Origin of the sequence: Brucella pecoris (assembly GCF_006376675.1) — a bacterium.
Lineage (GTDB): Bacteria > Pseudomonadota > Alphaproteobacteria > Rhizobiales > Rhizobiaceae > Brucella > Brucella pecoris.
In genome coordinates this window covers 321,365-340,913 of sequence record NZ_VEWK01000004.1, presented here as the reverse complement: position 1 = coordinate 340,913, position 19,549 = coordinate 321,365, and the positions used below count along the sequence as shown (strand labels likewise).

Genomic DNA, 19,549 nt, shown 5'->3' with positions numbered 1-19,549 from the left:
AGCGCAATGTAGGCGTGGAAGGTGCCTGATACGAGAATTTCGATGCACGCGTCAGTCCGCGGCAGCGAAATGCTCCATCTGGTCGGTAAAGGCTTTCTGGAATGCGGGCCGTGTCGTGGCGCGCTCGACATAGGCACGGCAAACAGGATGCTGCGCCAGTCCGTCGAAGTGATCGACCAAACGCAACACGTCAGCCATCAGAATATCGGCAACCGAGAAACTGTCCGTCAGCCATTCACGGCCTGACAGTGCCTGTTCCATATGCCCCAGCCGACCGGCCAGGAAACTATCCATGAGCTGACGTCCCGGTGTCTGCTCTTCATCACCGGTGAATTTATAGAGGGCGAGTGGCAAGACGGCCATTTCGACCGAATTCAATGCAGCAAACAGCCATTGTATGACCTCGTTTCGTGCCCTCGCATCGCCCGGCAGGAGCGCGTCGCTCTTCTCGGCGATATGAAGCAGGATAGCGCCGCTTTCGAAGACCGACATATCGCCATCGATCAGCCATGGCACCTGCCCGAAGGGCTGATGGGTGAAATGTTCGGGCCCCCGATTCTTGAACGGAACGCCTTCGACGCGATAGGGCAGCCCGGCTTCCTCCAGCGCCCAACGCACCCGGAGATCACGCACAAAGCCGCGCGGCATTTTGGGAACCCAGTCAAACGTCGCCAAGATCATCTCTGTCATGGGAAACGACATAGCGCTCCAGCCGGTTTTGTCCAATGACAGTCATCGGCCTGGCGGAGCATGCAAGGAAAACGCAAAATATCGCTGACTTTCAGCGACAATCCTTAGAACTTTTTGGGAAGGAAATTTGGTGGAGCCAAGCGGGATCGAACCGCTGACCTCCTGCATGCCATGCAGGCGCTCTCCCAGCTGAGCTATGGCCCCATCAGACCTCTTTCGAGGCGCATCGGGCAGGACTTGCTGCCCGGTGTGGCGGCTTATTAAATGGCGTTCGTCAGAAGATCAAGAGCTAAATCGCAACTCTTTTCACATCTGCCAAAAATAATTCACAGATCGAGCTGAAGCACCATGCGGATGCGCTTCAAACGAAACGAGGCGCCCCGAAGGCCGCCTCGCAAAAAGCATCAGATCTTGATCCGCAGACGGATCAACCCTCTTCGTCGTCGCCGCCGACACCACCGCCGAGAATGCCCGACATGTCGTCGTCCTCGTCTTCCTCTTCTTCGAGGAAGGTGTCTTCATCGTCGTCGCCGAGATCAACATCGTCGTCGTCGTCGCCCAGATCCGGCAAATCGTCGCCGCTGCCTTTGGCTTCGTCGTCGGCATCCTCGAGCGAAACGAATTCCGGCTTTTCGAGTGCCGTATCGACTTCTTCCTCTTCGGTTTCCTCTTCGACAATGCGGCTTTCAAGCGTGGAGTCGAAGTACGAACGCGGATAGGAAATGCCGGTATAGGGCGAAACGATCGGATCGCGATTGAGATCGTAAAATTTCTTGCCCGTTTCCGGGTCGATACGCTTGGTACCTAGTTCAGCTTTTGTCACGTCTAGCCTCGTTAATTTGCACGGGGACACAAATTCATAAAATCGCGCCGAGATGATTGCCTTGAAGCATGTTGCCTAACACCATGCTGTTCACTCAAACATATGGCAAGAGGCAAGTCTTAAGCGCATTTATATTGTTGTCCGGTGCATAAACGCAATTTGGCGCGTTTGTCAAAGCCAAACGCAACGGGACATGCAGACTCTTGAAACACCGTGTCGCCTGCGCCGCGTATTCGCGGATGACCCCGGCTTTATCCTATGCTAGGGAAGCCCCGCTTATCTCTCAATCCCGGCGCGTGTCTGCGCCAAAAATGCGACAGTGAAAAATCCATGTCCCATTCCGCATCCCCCAAACCAGCAATCGCCCGCCGCTCGGAGGCTTTAAAGGGCGAAATCCGCATTCCGGGCGACAAGTCCATCTCGCATCGTTCCTTTATGTTTGGTGGCCTTGCATCGGGTGAAACCCGCATCACCGGCCTCTTGGAAGGTGAAGACGTCATCAATACGGGTCGCGCCATGCAGGCCATGGGCGCAAAAATCCGCAAGGATGGTGATGTCTGGATCATCAACGGCGTCGGCAATGGCTGCCTGTTGCAGCCCGAAGCTGCGCTCGATTTCGGTAATGCCGGAACCGGTGCGCGCCTCACCATGGGCCTTGTCGGCACTTATGATATGAAAACAGTCTTTATCGGCGACGCTTCGTTAACCTCGCGCCCTATGGGCCGCGTGCTGAATCCCTTGCGTGAAATGGGCGTTCAGGTGGAAGCAGCCGAAGGCGACCGCATGCCACTGACGCTGATCGGCCCCAGGACGGCCAATCCGATCACCTATCGCGTGCCAATGGCATCCGCGCAGGTGAAGTCCGCCGTGCTGCTCGCCGGTCTCAACGCGCCGGGCGTTACCACCGTGATCGAGCCGGTCATGACCCGCGACCATACCGAAAAGATGCTGCAGGGGTTTGGCGCCGATCTGTCGGTTGAAACCGACAAGGACGGCGTGCGCCATATCCGCATCACCGGACAGGGCAAGCTTACCGGCCAGACCATCGACGTGCCAGGCGACCCATCCTCGACGGCCTTCCCGCTCGTTGCCGCCCTTCTGGTCGAAGGTTCGGACGTTACCATCCGCAACGTGCTGATGAACCCGACCCGCACCGGCCTGATCCTGACGCTACAGGAAATGGGCGCCGATATCGAAGTGCTCAATGCCCGTCTTGCTGGCGGCGAGGACGTTGCCGATCTGCGCGTCAAGGCCTCGAAGCTCAAGGGCGTTGTCGTTCCGCCGGAACGTGCGCCGTCGATGATCGACGAATATCCGGTCCTGGCGATTGCCGCCTCTTTCGCGGAAGGCGAAACCGTCATGGACGGGCTCGATGAACTGCGCGTCAAGGAATCCGATCGTCTCGCAGCCGTTGCGCGCGGCCTTGAAGCCAATGGCGTCGATTGCACCGAGGGCGAGATGTCGCTGACGGTTCGCGGTCGTCCCGACGGCAAGGGGCTGGGCGGCGGCACGGTCGCAACCCATCTCGATCACCGCATCGCGATGAGCTTCCTCGTGATGGGTCTGGCATCGGAAAAGCCGGTGACGGTCGACGACAGCACCATGATCGCCACGTCCTTCCCCGAATTCATGGACATGATGCCGGGACTGGGCGCGAAGATCGAGCTGAGCGACGCGCAATGACGCCATTTGTCGTCGCCCCGTTCATCGTCGCCATTGACGGACCGGCTGCCTCGGGCAAGGGAACGCTTGCCCGGCGTATCGCCATTCACTACGGCATGCCGCATCTCGACACGGGACTGACCTATCGCGCCGTCGCCAAGGCGCTCATCGACAAGGGCCTTCCCCTCGACGATGAGGCGGTGGCGGCGGACGCCGCGCTGAACCTCGATCTGCGCGAGATGGACAAGGCGGTGCTTTCGGCTCACACGATCGGCGAAGCGGCATCGAAGGTTGCAATCATGCCCGCGGTCAGACGTGCGCTTGTCGAAGCGCAGCGCAATTTTGCCAATGCCCTGCCTTCAAGCGTGCTTGACGGACGCGATATCGGCACCGTCGTCTGTCCCGATGCAGCCATAAAGCTCTTTGTCACGGCTTCGCCGGAAGTACGCGCTGAGCGTCGCTATGAAGAGATTGTGGCGCGGGGCGAACAGGCGGATTTCGCGGAAATCCTCGCTGACCTCAAGAAGCGCGACGAACGCGACACGAACCGCATCGATTCTCCATTGAAGCCTGCAGAAGACGCGCACTTGCTTGATACGAGCGAAATGAGTATAGAAGCGGCATTTCTGGCCGCAAAAAAGCTGATCGATCATGCTTTGGCGCAGCATCGGGGATGATCCGGCAGGTTTAAGCTTCAGGTTTTAAGCTTTCCGGGCTTCATTGTGCCCTGAAAAGCTGGACAATCTTGAGTTCGGACCTATATAGGCTGCACTCATACTGAAAAGCCTGACTTCGCGTTCCACGCGCCGGTTGTCTGCAAAGACGGGGCCGAGGTCGGGCATAACGCAACACTAACCCCCGGCGCTGCATCCGATGAATTTTCCGGATGCACCAGGAGTATTCATGTCAGAATTCAATCCATCCCTCGCAGACTTCGAATCGCTGCTGGCGGAATCCTTTGCAACGAACGACCTTGCTGAAGGTTATGTCGTCAAGGGCCGCATCGTAGCCATTGAAAAGGACATGGCGATCATCGACGCCGGTCTGAAGGTCGAAGGCCGCGTGCCGCTGAAGGAATTCGGCGCAAAGGGCAAAGACGGCACGCTGAAGCCGGGCGACGAAGTGGAAGTTTACGTCGAGCGCATCGAAAACGCTCTGGGCGAAGCTGTCCTGTCGCGCGAAAAAGCACGCCGCGAAGAAAGCTGGGTCAAGCTCGAGCAGAAGTTCGCCAATGGCGAGCGCGTCGATGGCGTCATCTTCAATCAGGTCAAGGGTGGTTTCACCGTCGACCTCGACGGCGCTGTTGCCTTCCTGCCGCGTTCGCAGGTCGACATCCGCCCGATCCGCGACGTCACCCCGCTCATGCACGTCCCGCAGCCGTTCGAAATCCTCAAGATGGACAAGCGTCGCGGCAACATCGTTGTCTCGCGTCGTACCGTTCTCGAAGAGAGCCGTGCGGAACAGCGTTCGGAAATCGTCCAGAACCTTGAAGAAGGTCAGGTCGTTGAAGGCGTCGTCAAGAACATCACCGATTACGGTGCGTTCGTTGACCTCGGCGGCATCGATGGTCTCCTGCACGTGACCGACATGGCATGGCGCCGCGTCAACCATCCGTCGGAAATCCTCACCATCGGCCAGACGGTCAAGGTGCAGATCATCCGCATCAACCAGGAAACCCATCGTATCTCGCTCGGCATGAAGCAGCTCGAGAGCGATCCTTGGGATGGCATCGGCGCGAAGTACCCGATCGGCAAAAAGATCACCGGCACCGTCACGAACATCACCGACTACGGTGCGTTCGTCGAAATCGAGCCGGGCATCGAAGGCCTCATCCACGTTTCCGAAATGTCGTGGACCAAGAAGAATGTCCATCCGGGCAAGATTCTTTCCACCACGCAGGAAGTCGAAGTCGTTGTGCTCGAAGTTGATCCGGTCAAGCGCCGTATCTCTCTCGGCCTCAAGCAGACCCTCGACAATCCGTGGACGACCTTTGCCCAGAAGTACCCTGTCGGCACCGTTGTTGAAGGCGAAGTCAAGAACAAGACAGAATTCGGCCTGTTCATCGGCCTCGACGGCGACGTTGACGGCATGGTTCACCTCTCCGACCTCGACTGGAACCGTCCAGGCGAACAGGTCATCGAGGAGTACAACAAGGGTGAAGTCGTTAAGGCTGTCGTTCTCGATGTTGACATCGACAAGGAACGCATCTCGCTCGGCATCAAGCAGCTTTCCGGCGACAAGGTCGGCGAAGCAGCAGCTTCGGGTGAACTGCGCAAGAACGCCGTTGTAACCTGCGAAGTGACTGCCGTTACCGACGGTGGCCTCGAAGTCCGTCTCGTCGACCACGATCTCGACAGCTTCATCCGCCGCTCGGATCTTTCGCGTGATCGCGATGAACAGCGTCCGGAACGCTTCACGGTCGGTCAGAAGGTTGACGCTCGCGTCATCGCTTTCGACAAGAAGACCCGCAAGCTGCAGGTCTCGATCAAGGCGCTCGAAATCGCTGAAGAAAAAGAAGCAGTTGCTCAGTACGGTTCGTCCGACTCCGGCGCTTCGCTCGGCGACATTCTTGCTGCAGCCATGAAGAAGTCGGAAAAGAACTAATCTTTTCTTCTTCGATAGAACTTGGAAAAGCCCGCCTCTCGGCGGGCTTTTTCTTTATTAAATAAATTTTAGGTGTTTCGTTTGCCACGAAATGGTCACGAACCGGGTGAATTTTATGTATCGATTAGAGCATAATCCGACCGGAGTGAAACGCGATCCAATACCATTCCGATATCTATTTCTTTGATTTCATTTAAATATACAATAACTTTTAACTGCATAAATATTGGAGGAAAAAAGCGTCTATAAAGAATATTGACCTCAAATATATATAGATAATTATTTTGAAGGGATTGATACTATGATTTCCAAAACCACTTCTTTGACTACAATGTTGCTTTCAACCGCCCTGCTGAGCGCTTCTCTTGCAGCGCCCAGCTTCGCCGACGATGCGGCAAAGCCGAAGGCTGCTGCAGCACAGAGCACGAAAGCCGCACAGCAGGACGCCATCAAGAAGCTGGATGCGATTTCCGGTGACGGCCTTGCAGCGGTGCGCGGCGTCACACTGGCGCGACTGGCCATTTTTCAGGGAACGCCGGACCAGGCAAAGGTCATCCTGACGACCGTCAAGGACGATCTGGATAAGGCGCTGAAAGATACCCCTTCACTGCTCGACAAGATGAAAACGGCTGGCGCTTCGGCCGATGAAATCGCCGAGGTTCAATCAGGCACACTGCCGGTCGATATGGAAGTCGGCGTGGTCGACGATTACAAGCTGACGCCGGAAAAGGCAGCGCATCTCAAAAAGGCCAACGAGCATATCCAGCATGGCCGCAAGAAAGAGGCGCAGGAAGAACTGAAGCTCGCGGATATCGATCTGGTGATAACCGAAACGACGGCTAATCTGCCCGCCATCGACAAGGACGTCGATCTGGCTTTGGAGCAACTCGGCGACGCTAAATATTATGACGCCAACCTGACCCTCATCAAGGCGGAACATATGGTGACGATCCGCTCCAATATGTCGATGGACGACAATAAGGACGCTGGCAAAACGGCCAACGCGCCAGCGAACGCAAAGCCCGCTGACGGCGCAAAGCCTGCTGATACTGCCAAGAAAAGCTGAGAGTAACTTGCAGGATGAATGGCCGGGATGTGAACCATCCCGGCTTTTTATGCAACACTGAGCATATGGATCAGACCAAGGCTGATGGTGCAAAGGGCCACGAGCGAAAGTACGGCGGTCAACGTGACCCGACCGCCTGCCGATGCGACCGAACGGATGTCCACACCGAGGCCGAGAGCTGCCATCGAAATGATCGTGAGAAGGGTCGAGGCATATTGAATACCGGGCAGGATCGTTTCCGGGATCAGATGCAACGAATGCAGCGCCATCATGCCGAGAAAGCCGAGGATGAACCACGGCACCAGTTGGAAGAAACCTGGCTTGACCTCCGCATTCTTGTTACCGGCGAGAAGCGCCAGCGCGAGAATGACCGGCCCAAGCATCAGCACGCGCACAAGCTTCACCAATGTACCAAGCTGCACACTGATCGTCGCGACCGGAGCGGTCGCGGCCAGAACCTGTGGCACTGCGTAGACAGTCAGGCCCGCCAGCACGCCGTATTGCGTGTGCGACAGCCCCAGAAGCGGTACCAGCAGCGGCAGGAGCAGCACGACGACCACGCCGAGAATCGCGGTGAAGGCGATGGAGGCCGCCACGTCCTCGCTTCCAGCACCAATGACCGGTGCGGTAGCGGCAATGGCGGAATTGCCGCAAATGGAATTGCCGCATGCGACCAGAACAGCCATACGATGGGGAAGTTTCAGCAAGCGTCCGATCCCGTAGCTAAGCGTGATAGCGACCACCACGACGCCTGCAATGCCGAAGATGAGCCCGGAACCTGCAGCCACGACCGCGCTGGCGCTGATTGATGCACCGAGCATCACCACGGCAATTTCCAGAAGAAGCTTGGCGGAAAAGCCGATGCCCTTGTTGAATTGCTTGCCCGGACGCATGAACGTCCGCACGAGCGTACCAAGGAGAATGGCAATCACCAGCGCTTCAAGCCAGGCGCGCCCTGCATAATGTTCCTCGACTTTCTCAAGCCCGATCGCCGCTATTGCAACGGCGACGCTCAAGCCAAGTCCTGGGAGGATGTTCTGGATTTTGGAGTATGTCATTTTCGGCATTTCAAATCTGACTGGTTGCATTTTCCGCATTGTCCCACGCAAAACCGCGTCGCACTTTTGCTGGAAATGCTCGTATGAGAATTATTTTCTGATTAGATGCCTGATTTTCCCTGTTCATTCCATTTCATTATATGGCATATTTCATTCGATTAAATCGAACGGTTGCCGCTATGACGCTGGAACAGCTACGAATTTTCATTGAAGTTGCCGAGCGTGAGCACCTCACACGTGCTTCCGAAGCCTTGAATCTGACCCCTTCGGCGGTCAGTTCGGCGATCCGCACCATGGAGGACCGCTATGGCGCGACACTCTTCAACCGCATCGGGCGGCGGATAGAACTGACCGGTGACGGGCGCATGTTTCTGGATGAGGCGCGCGCCACACTTTCACGCGCCCACTCCGCCGAGCGCATGTTGTCGGAACTTGGCGGCGGCAAACGCGGCATTCTTGCCATCCATGCCAGCCAGACCATCGCCAGCTATTGGCTGCCGCCCTTTCTGGCACAGTTTCACGCGGCCTTTCCCAGGATCGATGTGCGGCTGACGCTCGGCAATACTGAAAGTGTCACCGAGGCGACTGAGGAAGGTGCCGCCGATATTGGCCTCGTGGAAGGCGCGGTGCAGGCGCCGTCGCTTTCTATCACCAGGGTCGCGACCGACCAGCTTATTCTGGTGGCACGCCCCGATCACGACTGGGCGAGGAGCGGCAAGCTCACCTGGGACCGGCTTTTCGAGGGAAAGTGGATTTTGCGCGAGCAGGGATCGGGAACACGCAGCGTTTTCGAGGATGCCATGCGCGCCTCCGGCTACAATCCCGCCCGACTGCATGTGGCCCTGGAGCTCCCCTCGAACGAAGCCATCTGTTCGGCGGTTCGCTCCGGTGACTATGTGACGGCCATATCGGAACTTGTCGCCGCCCCACATCTTGCAGCAGGAACACTGGTGAAGGCGGACTTTGCTCTCCCGCAACGCCAGTTTCTCATGCTCCAGCACAACGACCGCTACAGGACGAAAGCCCTGCAGGCTTTTGCCAGCCTGCTAAACGGCAGGGATCAGCGAATCTGACGCAACAATTCGGGCTGCGGGAAGCAGGTCGACGGTAAGCCGTTCTTGGCCTGCCACAGGCCGATCGAGCGGCGCGTCTTGAAGCCGGGCAGACCGTCGGGCTTGCCGACATCATAACCCAGCGCCTGCATGCGTTTCTGCATTGCGCCGATATCGGAGCGATACATGGAACCGACATCGCCCCATGCGCGACTGAACTCGCCCGCACCATAGGCGATGCGATCACCGACATGGCCGATAAAGAGCGCATAGAGATCGCTCATATTATAGTCTTTGAGCACGTAAAAATTCGGGCTCACGACGAAGGCCGGGCCATAGCGACCAGCGGGCATGAGCAAAAAGCCCTCGCCTTTCATTTCATTGGCCGGAAATGGCTTACCATTCACCCGCGTAATGCCGAGCTTGGCCCATTCGGCAATCGTCTTGCCCTGATCCGGCCCTTCCAGCGAGCAGGACACGTTCTGCGGAACATTCACTTCAAAGCCCCAGTCGCGCCCCTTCTGCCAGCCGTGAAGCTTCAGATAGTTGGCGATGGAGGCCAGTGTATCGGGCACCGAATTCCAGATATCGCGCTTGCCATCACCGTCGAAATCGACGGCGTGCTTCAGATAGGAAGTCGGCATGAATTGCGGCTGGCCGAGCGCGCCCGCCCACGAGCTTTTCATCCCGCTTTCATCGATGTAACCCTTCGAAGCAATTTCGAGCGCGGCGATCAGTTCCTTGCGGAACATGTCCTTGCGGGTCGCCAGATAAGCCTTGGTGCCGAGAACCTCATAGGCATTGTAGGGAATCTTCACCGTGCCGAAGCCGGATTCACGGCCCCATACGGCAAGCAGGACAGGCCCCGGAACACCGTATTTCTGTTCGATGCGCTTCAAGAGGTTGGCATATTGGCCATAGCGCGCCTTGCCGCCGCTCGTGAGCGACGCAATAGTCTTTGCGTTGAAATATTTGCCGGGTGCGCCGAATTCAGCTTGTTTCTGCTCTTTCGGAGTTGAAGGCTTTTCGCCGGGAATGACAAGGTCTGGCAGCTTCCAGTTGATCGAGACACCGGCAAAAGCCTGATCGAATACGGCGCGGGACACGCCGGCTGCCTTCGCTTCCGGCCAGAGATCCTTTTCGAGCCAGGTGCGATACTGGCTTTCAATCTGCGCCTTGGACGGTGCGGCAATGGCGGGAGAAATGGCAAGGCCGGCTACCAGTCCGAGAGCAATCTTCAGGCTACGCTTCCCATATCCCGCTGCCATGCATGTCTCCAAACCTAAAGGGTTGTTCTTGCCCGTAACGCAGCAGCAAGCGTGCCTTCATCCAGATAGTCGAGTTCGCCGCCGACCGGAACTCCATGGGCGAGCCGCGTGACGCGTATGTCGAAGCTCGATAGCTGGTCGGTGATGTAATGCGCCGTGGTCTGGCCTTCGACGGTGGCGTTGACCGCGAGAATCACTTCCTTGATCTCACCGCTGGCCACCCGTTCCACCAGGCCCTTGATGTTGAGATCGTCCGGACCGATGCCATCGAGCGGCGACAGGCGACCGCCGAGAACGTGATAGCGCACATTCATCGTGCCAGCCCGTTCCAGTGCCCAAAGATCGGAAACATCCTCCACCACGATGAGGGTGGCGGGATCGCGGCGATCATCGGTGCAGATCGTGCATGGATCGGACGTATCGACATTGCCGCAGCACGAACAGATGCGCACCTTTTCGGCAGCCTCCTGCATGGCGCCACCAAGCGGCACCAGAAGCGCTTCCTTCTTCTTGATAAGGTGCAGAGCCGCACGACGGGCCGAACGCGGTCCAAGCCCCGGCACGCGGGCCAGAAGCTGGATGAGACGTTCGATTTCAGGACCGGCTATTCGTTTGGACATCTTTTAAGGCAATACGGCAATAGGGCAGTAAGGCAATAGGGAAAGCGGAGGCAGCAGCGTTTCGGGCAGAAAAACATACTGCCCTAATGCCTTACTGCCCTACTCACTTAAAACGGTAACTTAAACCCCGGAGGGATCGGCAGACCGGCGGTGAGCGACTGCGTCTTCTCGGCCATGGCCGCTTCGAGCTTCGCCTTGGCGTCGTTATGCGCCGCGATGATAAGGTCTTCGAGGATTTCCACCTCTTCTTCCTTCATCAGCGACGGGTCGATCTTCAGTGCCGACAAGGTGCCCTTGCCGGAAAGCGTGATCGTCACGAGACCGCCGCCCGAAGAGGCCGAGGCTTCCATAGTGGCGATTTCATCCTGCATGGCCTTCATCTTGGCCTGCAATTCCTTCGCCTGCTTCATCATGCCCATCATGTCACGCATGGGTTCACTCCATCATTCCGTAAATCAGTCGTCTTCAGACGGGGCGTCTGGTGTTTCCACCACGGCGTCGAGGTCGATGTCCTCGTCGTCATTCTGTTCCGACACGGCAATGCGCACGTCGGTGATTTTCGCGCCCGGAAAGGCCGCGAGAATAGCGGCAACATCGGGATCGGCACGGGCATCGGTCACCAGATTGTCGCGACGCTCGGTTTCCGCCTCAGAAATGGTCTGCCCCGCCACGTCACGCGCAACGGTCACCACCCAGCGAATACCGGTCCAGTTCAGGAGGCGTTGCGAAATGTCGCTTGGCAGCGATTTCGGCGCATCGTCGGTAAGTCCGATTTCCAGCCGTCCAGGTGCAATGGATGCGAGCCGCACGCAGCTTTTGACCAGGATCTTGAACTGCATATCGCGATGTTTGTCGGCCAATGCGACGACATCATGCAAGCTGTTGACCGGCACCGAAGGCTGCGGCGTATTCTCGACGATTGGCTGCGGCGCGGCAGATGGCTGAACCGGCTGCGGCGGCGTTTCCACGATACGCATGGCCGTGGCCGGTCCACCGGAGACAGGAGCCATCGAAGACGAACCAACCGCATCGGTGGCAAAGCGCGCTTCAGGCTGACCACCACCGCCATTCGGCCGCGGATTGCCCGGCTGCGGACGCGGTGCCGAAACGGAGCCATTATCGAGACCGCGAATCGCTTCATCCAGCGTCGGCAGATCGGCGGCATGGGCAAGCCGGATCAACAGCATTTCTGCAGCCTGAACCGGTCTGGTCGCCGTATCGACTTCCACAATGCCCTTGAGCAACATCTGCCAGGTGCGCGACAGCCCACGGACAGAAAGTTTCTGCGCGAATTCCCGACCGCGCACACGCTCATCTTCCGACAGCGACACGTCTTCTGCCACGTCGGGCGTGAAGCGCAGGCGTGTCACCAGATGGTTGAAATCGGCAAGATCGGTCAGCACGACCGATGGGTCGGCACCGACATCATATTGCGCACGAAATTCTGTCAGTGCACCGGCTACATCGCCGCGCATCAGCATTTCGAACAGGTCGATGATACGGGCGCGGTCGGCAAGGCCCAGCATGGAGCGCACGGCTTCCGCGGTGACGGTGCCCGCACCATGCGCAATGGCCTGATCGAAGATCGACAGCGAATCGCGTGCCGAGCCTTCGCCTGCGCGTGCGATCATGGCGAGCGACGTGTCATCCACCGCGATCTGTTCCGCTTCCGCGATGCGACGCAGATGTTGCGCCAGCGTGCCCGATTCGATGCGGCGCAGGTCGAAGCGCTGACAGCGCGACAGGACCGTAATCGGAACTTTTCGGATTTCGGTGGTGGCAAAGATGAACTTGACGTGCGGCGGCGGCTCTTCCAGCGTCTTCAACAGGCCGTTGAAAGCCTGATTGGAGAGCATGTGCACTTCGTCGATGATATAGACTTTATAACGCGCAGAAACCGGGCGGTAGCGCACCTGCTCGATGATCTCGCGGATATCGTCGATGCCGGTATGCGAAGCGGCGTCCATCTCGATCACATCGACATGACGGCCTTCCATGATCGCCTGGCAGTTTTCACCCTGCACGGAAAGATCGATAGTCGGCTGGTCGATCGTATCGGTCTTGTAATTGAGCGCGCGCGCCAGAATGCGCGCCGTGGTGGTCTTGCCGACCCCGCGAACGCCGGTGAGCATCCAGGCCTGCGCAATGCGGCCCGTCTCGAACGCGTTCTTGAGCGTGCGAACCATCGGCTCCTGGCCGATCAGGTCGTTGAAATTCTGGGGGCGATATTTGCGGGCGAGAACGCGATAGGCGCCATCAGCGGATTTTGTGTCCATGAGCTGCCCTTCCGTTCTTCCTGTTCCGCTTTTTTCTCAGTCGCCAGTTTGGACCGGACGCATGAGCGGCGTCAACCAAAGAGGCAACCCATCAACAGTCGTCGGCGTCGTGAGAAAGGGTGGGAGGCTGGCACGATGACCCGTGCCGTGGCTCGTTAGGGCTGCTTCCTTCCGGACCTGACCCGGTTGGCGAGTGGCTCGTCCACCACCAACCTCCCGGCTTGCATATCGTCAATTGTGAAGCAAAAAGCAAGGTGGGCGCCACGCAAAAAGCAAGCGCTGGACGAAAAAAACTGGTAAATGTCGGCCTATGGAACAATTCGAACTCGACAAACGGCTTCATGCCGACACTTTTTCTGTCGCCAAGCTCGGCCTGTGCGAGCTTCGGCTGATGAATGACAGGCGCTGGCCATGGCTGATCCTGGTGCCGCGCCGTCCTGGTCTCACCGAAATTCACGACATGACCCCGCTCGACCAGACCATGCTGACCTTCGAGACCGGCATTGTGGCGCAGGCGCTCAAGACAGCGACAGCGTGCCAGAAGATCAACACAGGTGCGCTCGGCAATATCGTCCGGCAGCTCCACCTGCATGTGATCGCCCGCAATGAGGACGATGCGGGCTGGCCCGGCCCTGTGTGGGGTTTTGGTACCCGCGAAGCCTATGACGAAAAAGACGCCCACCAACTGATCGCCGACATTCGCACGGCGCTTTAGTTTGTTTTCACGCGCATCTTTTCCGGATGCGCTCTGTTTCCCCCAATCCTTTCCAGAGAGCATCATGGCTTTCCGTCTCTATAACCTGCCGGAAATCGAACCGAGCCGATCTGTCGGATTTTCCGGCAATCGAATCGACCGCCAATCCGAAAAGCGGCAGGACGATTCTGCCTTCACGGCGCTGGAACTTCCCGAAACGCGAATCATGCTGCTGGGCGGCAACAGGCTTCTTCTCGACTATACCGATGAGAAAGCGCCGCGCGCCTTGTTCCGCCTCGGCGAGACAAAGGAGTTTGCGCCCGATCTCAATGAACCCATTCTGCTCGGACTTCAGGACGGCGTGCCGCTTGTCGCGTTGACGACACCGCTCGACCCCGAGACGATGGAACCGCCTTTCCGCCTGCAGGATTATCGCAGCATCTATACGGAAGGGCTGGTATCCGCCGATATGCTCGGCGCGCTGGCGCAAGCCGCCGCACTCACCGCATGGCATGCCAATCACCGTTTCTGTGGACGTTGCGGCACGAAAACCGACATGCGTGCCGGTGGTGCCAAGCGGCAATGCCCGAACTGCGGTGCCGAACATTTCCCGCGCACCGATCCGGTCGCAATCATGCTGCCGGTGCGCGGCGAAAAATGCATTCTGGCACGCGGGCCCCATTTCGCGCCCGGCTCCTATTCCTGTCTCGCAGGCTTCATCGAGCATGGCGAAACGATCGAGGCTGCTGTGCGCCGCGAAAGCTTCGAGGAAATGAAACTGGCAATCGGTCGCGTCGCCTATCATGCGAGCCAGCCCTGGCCGTTTCCCTATTCGCTGATGATCGGCTGCCATGCGGAGGTTCTGAGCGACGACTTCACCATCGACCGCTCGGAGCTGGAAGACGGTCGCTGGTTCTCGAAGGCCGAAGTGCGAACCATGCTGGAAGGCACACATGAAAACGGGTTGCGGGTGCCGCCATCCGGCGCCATCGCAACCCATCTGATAAAGGCCTGGGCCTACGACGCAGGGCGATGTTGACTGAGATTCGGGTTATGGCGAGCCGAAAATGCTGATCTTCGAGAACCGGAGCGCAGTGTACTTAAAAGTACATGAGCACCGGAAGCGCAGAAGAGCACCATTTGCAGGCCGCTAGACCCCGAATATCACAACATCGATTATTCTGCGGCGAGTAGCTGCGTGCCGCGAATATCGCTACCCTGATAGACGCCGAGAATGCGCACTTCCTTGGTGAAGAAGCGCAATTCTTCCAGCGCAAGCTGCAGATTGGCGTCTTCGGGATGCCCTTCGACATCGGCATAGAACTGCGTGGCGATGAAACGCCCGCCGATCTGATAGCTTTCGAGCTTCGTCATGTTGACGCCATTGGTGGCAAAGCCACCCAGCGCTTTGTAAAGCGCAGCCGGAACGTTGCGCACACGGAAAACAAAAGTCGTCACGATGCGTTCGCCATTTTCGGGACGCGGCGCCCACTGCTTGTTTTTGGACAGGACCACGAAGCGGGTCACATTGTCTTCCGCATCCTCGACATTTTCTTCCAGAATATCGAGACCATAGAGATCGGCAGCAAGGCTTGGCGCCAATGCCGCCATGGAGCGATCCTTCATATCGGCGACGAGACGCGCGGCTCCCGCCGTATCGCCTGCAATGACGCCCTTCCAGCCGTTCTGACGGATGACGTTGCGGCATTGGCCGAGCGCATGGATATGGCTGTGAACGGTCCTGATTTCCTCGCGCTTGACGCCCGGAAGCACCATCAACTGAAAATGGATCGGCAGGAAATATTCGCCGATGATATGCATCTCGGCCAGCGGCAGCAGATAATGAATATCGGCGACGCGACCGGCCAGCGTGTTCTCGATCGGGATCATGGCCAGATCGGCGGCACCGGTTTCAACCGCGTTGAAGGCATCCTCAAAAGTCGGGCACGGCAAAGGCTCCATATCGGGAAACATGTTGCGGCACGCCGTATCGGAATTTGCGCCCGCTTCACCCTGAAAGGAAATCCTGTTGGTTTTCATCGTACCATGCTTTCTTAAATGCCACTCATTGGTGGCCCGTTAGATACCCTTTGCGACAAGAAGGCGCGCCCGGTCAAGATCGGCCTGTGTGTCGACGCCAAGCGGCACCGTCTTCACAAGCTCCACATCGATGCGCATTCCGGCTTCGAGAGCCCGCAATTGTTCGAGTTTTTCGCGCTTTTCCAAGGGCGACGGCCCAAGCTTCACAAAGCGCTCAAGTGCTGAGCGACGATAGGCGTAAAGGCCGATATGGTGATAGAGCGGACCCTCGCCATAAGGCGCTGTCGCGCGGGTGAAATAAAGCGCGCGCAGGCGGCTGTTGCCTGCAAGCGGGGAACCGACGATCTTCACCACGCTCGGATTGGTCTTTTCCGATTCCTCCTCGATTTCAACGCCAAGCGTCGCAATGTCGGCAGGCCCGTCTTCGAGCGGCAGAAGCGCACGACGGATGATATCGGGATCGATGGTCGGCAGGTCGCCCTGAACGTTCACCACGGCATCGACCTCACCTGCCGGATCGACCTTCATCAGTGCTTCATAGATTCGGTCGGAACCGGATTCATGATCCTCGCGCGTCATGATGGCTTCATGGCCATGCGCGGTAACAACTGAAAAAATCTCTTCGCTGTCGGTTGCGACCACGGTCCTGCCCAGCTTTGCAGCCGCTGCACGATCGGCCACATGAACGATCATCGGCTTGCCGCAAATATCGGCGAGCGGCTTGTTCGGCAGCCGCGTAGACGCCATTCGCGCCGGGATAAGAGTGAGTGTCTTTAATGTCTGAAGCATCATCGCCTCTTGAGATCGATAGGTCGCGGACGTCTTGTAACCCGCTTTGCCAATGCTGGAAATGCATCAAAAGTGTCAAAAAGTCACGGGTCTAGTCACCCTTATAGGTGTTGCATCGCCCTGGTAAAAGACCTAGTTTCCGCCCGATGCCGGGGAGAGAATTGTGACCTTTATTAAAGGTTTGCATGCCGGCTAGGAGAGCGTTCTCGGGGAGAGCGTTTTGGTAGAGGGAGCGCTGACCGGCGATGAATTCAACCCGGACTAACAAGTTTATCATGGCTTTTCTGGCAACGGTTTTCGTTGTCATGACGACAGGCATCCTGTCCGATTCGCTGTTTCACTCGCCTGCGCCTGAAAAGCCGGGCTTTATCATCGAAGCGGCGGAAGCCTCGACCGGTGAAGGGGGAGCTGCGCCGGCCAAGGAAGAAGTTTCCATTGCAACGTTGCTGCAGTCTGCCGATCCGGCACGCGGTGAAACCGTCTTCAAGCGTTGCGCTGCATGCCATACCGGTGAAAAGGGTGGCGCTAACAAGGTCGGTCCGCATCTGTGGGATGTCGTGAACCGTCCGGCTGCCTCCGTTGAAGGTTTCGGCTATTCGGCTGCCATGAAGGAATTCGGCGCTGGCGGCAACAAGTGGGATTTTGAACATCTCAACAAATTCCTGACCTCGCCGAAGGGCTTCATCAAGGGCACGGCCATGGGCTTTGCCGGCGACAAGAAGGACAATGAGCGTGCCGATCTGATCGCTTATCTGCGCACGCTGTCCGACAATCCGGCTCCGCTGCCAACCGCTGATGCGGCACCCGCAGCAGGCGGCGATGCGAAGCCAGCAGAAGGCGCACCGGCTGGCGGCGAACAGAAGCCAGCGGAACCAGCACCCGCCAACTAGGCCAACAAGATAGAAACACGATCAAAGCCCGGTTCACCGGGCTTTTTTCTTGCCCTCATGAATTTTCTTGCCCGCATGCCTTTCTTCCTCCGCAAAAACCCATAAGACTTCATCCGAATATATCCGAAACAGAAACGGAGAGGCTGGATGAAAGCTTTTTGGGCGGGTGCGTTCGCAGTGGCCATGCTTGCGAGCACGGTTTCAATGGGGCGAGCGAATGACACGGAACCCCAATGGCGATATTCCTCCAGCCTGCTTGGCGAGCCCAAATATCCAGCCGATTTCAAACATTATGACTATGTGAACCCCGATGCGCCGAAAGGCGGCACGCTGAACATGGTCGCTGTCGGCACCTTCGACAGTCTCAACCCGTTCGTGGTGCAAGGCGTTGCTGCCGCTGGTCTTTCCGATTTCGGCGGCGGGATGCTTTACGATACGCTGATGACGGATTCGCTCGATCAGGGATCGACCCAATACCCGCTCATTGCCGAAGCCCTGCAATATCCCGACGATTTCTCCTGGGTTAAATTCAAGCTCAATCCCGATGCGAAATGGCATGACGGCCAGCCGATCTCCGTCGATGACGTGATCTGGTCGTTCGATGTGCTGAAGAAACAGTCGCCGATGTACAACAAATATTATGGCGACGTGGAGAAGGCGGAAAAAACCGGCGAACATGAGGTGAAATTCACCTTCAGCCAAAAGGGCAACCGCGAATTGCCGCAGATTCTGGGGCAGCTTGCCGTTCTGCCCAAGCACTGGTGGGAGGGCAAGGATGCACAGGGCAAGCAGCGCGACATCACCCGCCCGACGCTTGAAATCCCGCTCGGTTCTTCCGCCTACAAGATCGACAGCATGACGCCCGGACGCTCCATCACCTGGGCGCGCGTCGATGATTATTGGGGCAAGGATTTGGGCGTAAACGTCGGACGCAATAATTTCGACCGCATCGCTTACGAATATTATTTCAACGAGGACGCGACCTGGGAAGCCTTCAAGAAGGGCGGCCAATACGATTATCGCAACGAAAACCGCGCCCAGCGCTGGGCCGAACAGTATAATTTCCCCGCCGTGCAGCGTGGCGATGTCGTGAAGGCTTCGTTTCCCTTCCATGCCGCCGGACGCATGCAGGGCTATTTCCTGAACACGCGCCGCGACAAGTTCAAGGACCCGAAGGTGCGTCAGGCGCTGACCTACGCCTTCGATTTCGAATCGATGAACCGTCTGCTGTTCTTCAACCAGTACAAGCGGATCAACAGCTATTTCGCAGGCAATGAACTGGAACTGAGCGGCCCGCCGACGCCCGAAGAACAGGCCATTCTGGAGACGGTGAAGGATTCGCTTCCTGCCGACGCGCTGACCAAGGAGTTCAAACTACCGGTCTATGACACGCCGCAGGCCACCCGCGAAAATCTGCGCACCGCGCTGAAACTTTTCTCGGAAGCAGGCTGGACACTGCAGGGCAACAAGCTGGTCGATGCCAAGGGCAATCCGTTCACCATCGAATTTCTCGGCAAGGACCCGACAGACGAGCGCATTTACAATCCGTTCGCGGCAAGCCTGCGCAAGATCGGCATCAACGCCACGGTCCGCATCGTGGACGCCGCGCAGTATCAGGCCCGCGTCAACGATTTCGACTATGATGTGGTCACCTCCGTCATTCCGCAGAGCAGTTCGCCGGGCAATGAACAGCGCGATATGTGGGGTTCCAAGGCTGCCGATTTCAAAGGCAGCCGCAACTATGCCGGTATCAAGAACCCGGCCATCGACAAGCTGGTAGACCGTGTCATCTATGCCAAGGATCGTGACGAGCTGGTCGCCTCGACCCATGCGCTCGACCGGGCGCTCTTGTGGAACTATTACGTCATTCCGCAATGGTATTCCGACCACATCAACGTGGCTTACTGGAATAAATTCGGAATGCCTGAAAAGCAGCCCGACTATCTTGGGATTGACCCGTTCTCCTGGTGGATAGACCCTGCGAAGGAAGCCAAGCTCAAGACCGGCAGTGAATGAG

18 protein-coding genes, 1 tRNA gene and 1 other RNA gene are annotated in these 19,549 nt (G+C 57.7%); 9 read left to right on the top strand and 11 right to left on the bottom strand.

The window, feature by feature from the left end; genetic code table 11:
• Nucleotides 1–51: 51 nt before the first annotated feature.
• The 3 genes from FIB18_RS10615 to FIB18_RS10605 all read right to left on the bottom strand — a co-directional run bounded on the left by FIB18_RS10615 (nt 52) and on the right by FIB18_RS10605 (nt 1,513).
• Nucleotides 52–690 (bottom strand): glutathione S-transferase family protein, encoded by a 639-nt coding sequence (locus FIB18_RS10615; RefSeq protein ID WP_140020668.1) that lies wholly within the window; start codon nt 688–690, stop codon nt 52–54.
• A 128-nt stretch (nt 691–818) separates the two neighbouring features.
• A tRNA-Ala gene (locus tag FIB18_RS10610) sits at nt 819–894 on the bottom strand.
• A 223-nt stretch (nt 895–1,117) separates the two neighbouring features.
• Nucleotides 1,118–1,513 carry a TIGR02300 family protein gene (locus FIB18_RS10605; RefSeq protein WP_140020667.1) on the bottom strand — a complete coding sequence of 132 codons (396 nt, stop codon included), beginning with the start codon at nt 1,511–1,513 and terminating at the stop codon, nt 1,118–1,120.
• 330 nt (nt 1,514–1,843) lie between these two features.
• Here FIB18_RS10605 and aroA point away from each other — a divergent pair, with 330 nt between their 5' ends.
• The 4 genes from aroA to FIB18_RS10585 all read left to right on the top strand — a co-directional run bounded on the left by aroA (nt 1,844) and on the right by FIB18_RS10585 (nt 6,845).
• The gene (aroA, locus tag FIB18_RS10600) at nt 1,844–3,196 is read left to right on the top strand and encodes a 3-phosphoshikimate 1-carboxyvinyltransferase (RefSeq protein WP_140020666.1); all 1,353 of its coding nucleotides are present in this window, start codon (nt 1,844–1,846) and stop codon (nt 3,194–3,196) included.
• Entirely contained in the window at nt 3,193–3,852 is a 660-nt protein-coding gene (cmk, locus tag FIB18_RS10595; RefSeq protein ID WP_140020665.1) for a (d)CMP kinase, read from the top strand. Before aroA ends, cmk begins: the two co-directional genes overlap by 4 nt.
• Nucleotides 3,853–4,078: 226 nt before the next feature.
• On the top strand, nt 4,079–5,779 hold the full coding sequence (gene rpsA / locus FIB18_RS10590; RefSeq protein WP_140020664.1) for a 30S ribosomal protein S1: 1,701 nt from the start codon (nt 4,079–4,081) through the stop codon (nt 5,777–5,779).
• Between the two features lie 301 nt (nt 5,780–6,080).
• A complete protein-coding gene (locus FIB18_RS10585; protein ID WP_140020663.1) occupies nt 6,081–6,845 on the top strand; it encodes a YfdX family protein in 765 nt (254 codons plus the stop codon).
• Between the two features lie 47 nt (nt 6,846–6,892).
• Here FIB18_RS10585 and FIB18_RS10580 read toward each other — a convergent pair whose 3' ends face one another.
• The gene (locus FIB18_RS10580; protein WP_174977413.1) at nt 6,893–7,912 is read right to left on the bottom strand and encodes a YeiH family protein; all 1,020 of its coding nucleotides are present in this window, start codon (nt 7,910–7,912) and stop codon (nt 6,893–6,895) included.
• Between the two features lie 170 nt (nt 7,913–8,082).
• Here FIB18_RS10580 and FIB18_RS10575 point away from each other — a divergent pair, with 170 nt between their 5' ends.
• Complete coding sequence (locus FIB18_RS10575) at nt 8,083–8,976, top strand: LysR family transcriptional regulator (protein WP_140020661.1); 894 nt, start codon at nt 8,083–8,085, stop codon at nt 8,974–8,976.
• Here the strand turns inward: FIB18_RS10575 and FIB18_RS10570 are convergent.
• The 5 genes from FIB18_RS10570 to ffs all read right to left on the bottom strand — a co-directional run bounded on the left by FIB18_RS10570 (nt 8,964) and on the right by ffs (nt 13,336).
• Entirely contained in the window at nt 8,964–10,223 is a 1,260-nt protein-coding gene (locus FIB18_RS10570; RefSeq protein WP_140020660.1) for a lytic murein transglycosylase, read from the bottom strand. The two genes, FIB18_RS10575 and FIB18_RS10570, sit on opposite strands and share 13 nt — an antisense overlap.
• 14 nt (nt 10,224–10,237) lie before the next feature.
• A complete protein-coding gene (gene recR, locus FIB18_RS10565; protein WP_140020659.1) occupies nt 10,238–10,843 on the bottom strand; it encodes a recombination mediator RecR in 606 nt (201 codons plus the stop codon).
• A gap of 107 nt (nt 10,844–10,950) precedes the next feature.
• Entirely contained in the window at nt 10,951–11,274 is a 324-nt protein-coding gene (locus tag FIB18_RS10560) for a YbaB/EbfC family nucleoid-associated protein (RefSeq protein ID WP_010657829.1), read from the bottom strand.
• Between the two features lie 24 nt (nt 11,275–11,298).
• Complete coding sequence (locus FIB18_RS10555) at nt 11,299–13,119, bottom strand: DNA polymerase III subunit gamma/tau (protein ID WP_140020658.1); 1,821 nt, start codon at nt 13,117–13,119, stop codon at nt 11,299–11,301.
• Between the two features lie 119 nt (nt 13,120–13,238).
• Nucleotides 13,239–13,336, bottom strand: an RNA gene (ffs, locus tag FIB18_RS10550) — signal recognition particle sRNA small type.
• Between the two features lie 93 nt (nt 13,337–13,429).
• Between ffs and FIB18_RS10545 the strand changes: the two genes are divergently transcribed.
• Together FIB18_RS10545 and nudC are read left to right on the top strand one after the other, a co-directional pair.
• The gene (locus FIB18_RS10545) at nt 13,430–13,834 is read left to right on the top strand and encodes an HIT domain-containing protein (protein WP_140020657.1); all 405 of its coding nucleotides are present in this window, start codon (nt 13,430–13,432) and stop codon (nt 13,832–13,834) included.
• A 64-nt stretch (nt 13,835–13,898) separates the two neighbouring features.
• Nucleotides 13,899–14,852 carry an NAD(+) diphosphatase gene (gene nudC, locus FIB18_RS10540; protein WP_140020656.1) on the top strand — a complete coding sequence of 318 codons (954 nt, stop codon included), beginning with the start codon at nt 13,899–13,901 and terminating at the stop codon, nt 14,850–14,852.
• Between the two features lie 137 nt (nt 14,853–14,989).
• On the opposite strand, the gene FIB18_RS10535 is transcribed toward nudC, so the two are convergent.
• Both FIB18_RS10535 and FIB18_RS10530 read right to left on the bottom strand, forming a co-directional pair.
• Nucleotides 14,990–15,853: a prephenate dehydratase gene (locus tag FIB18_RS10535; RefSeq protein WP_140020655.1), complete on the bottom strand. Its 864-nt coding sequence runs from the start codon at nt 15,851–15,853 to the stop codon at nt 14,990–14,992.
• Between the two features lie 39 nt (nt 15,854–15,892).
• Nucleotides 15,893–16,642, bottom strand: coding sequence for a 3-deoxy-manno-octulosonate cytidylyltransferase (locus FIB18_RS10530; RefSeq protein WP_140020654.1), 750 nt, complete (start codon nt 16,640–16,642; stop codon nt 15,893–15,895).
• 245 nt (nt 16,643–16,887) lie between these two features.
• Between FIB18_RS10530 and FIB18_RS10525 the strand changes: the two genes are divergently transcribed.
• Nucleotides 16,888–17,532: a c-type cytochrome gene (locus tag FIB18_RS10525; RefSeq protein ID WP_140020653.1), complete on the top strand. Its 645-nt coding sequence runs from the start codon at nt 16,888–16,890 to the stop codon at nt 17,530–17,532.
• A 147-nt stretch (nt 17,533–17,679) separates the two neighbouring features.
• On the top strand, nt 17,680–19,548 hold the full coding sequence (locus FIB18_RS10520; RefSeq protein ID WP_140020652.1) for an extracellular solute-binding protein: 1,869 nt from the start codon (nt 17,680–17,682) through the stop codon (nt 19,546–19,548).
• The last annotated feature ends 1 nt before the right edge of the window (nt 19,549 follow it).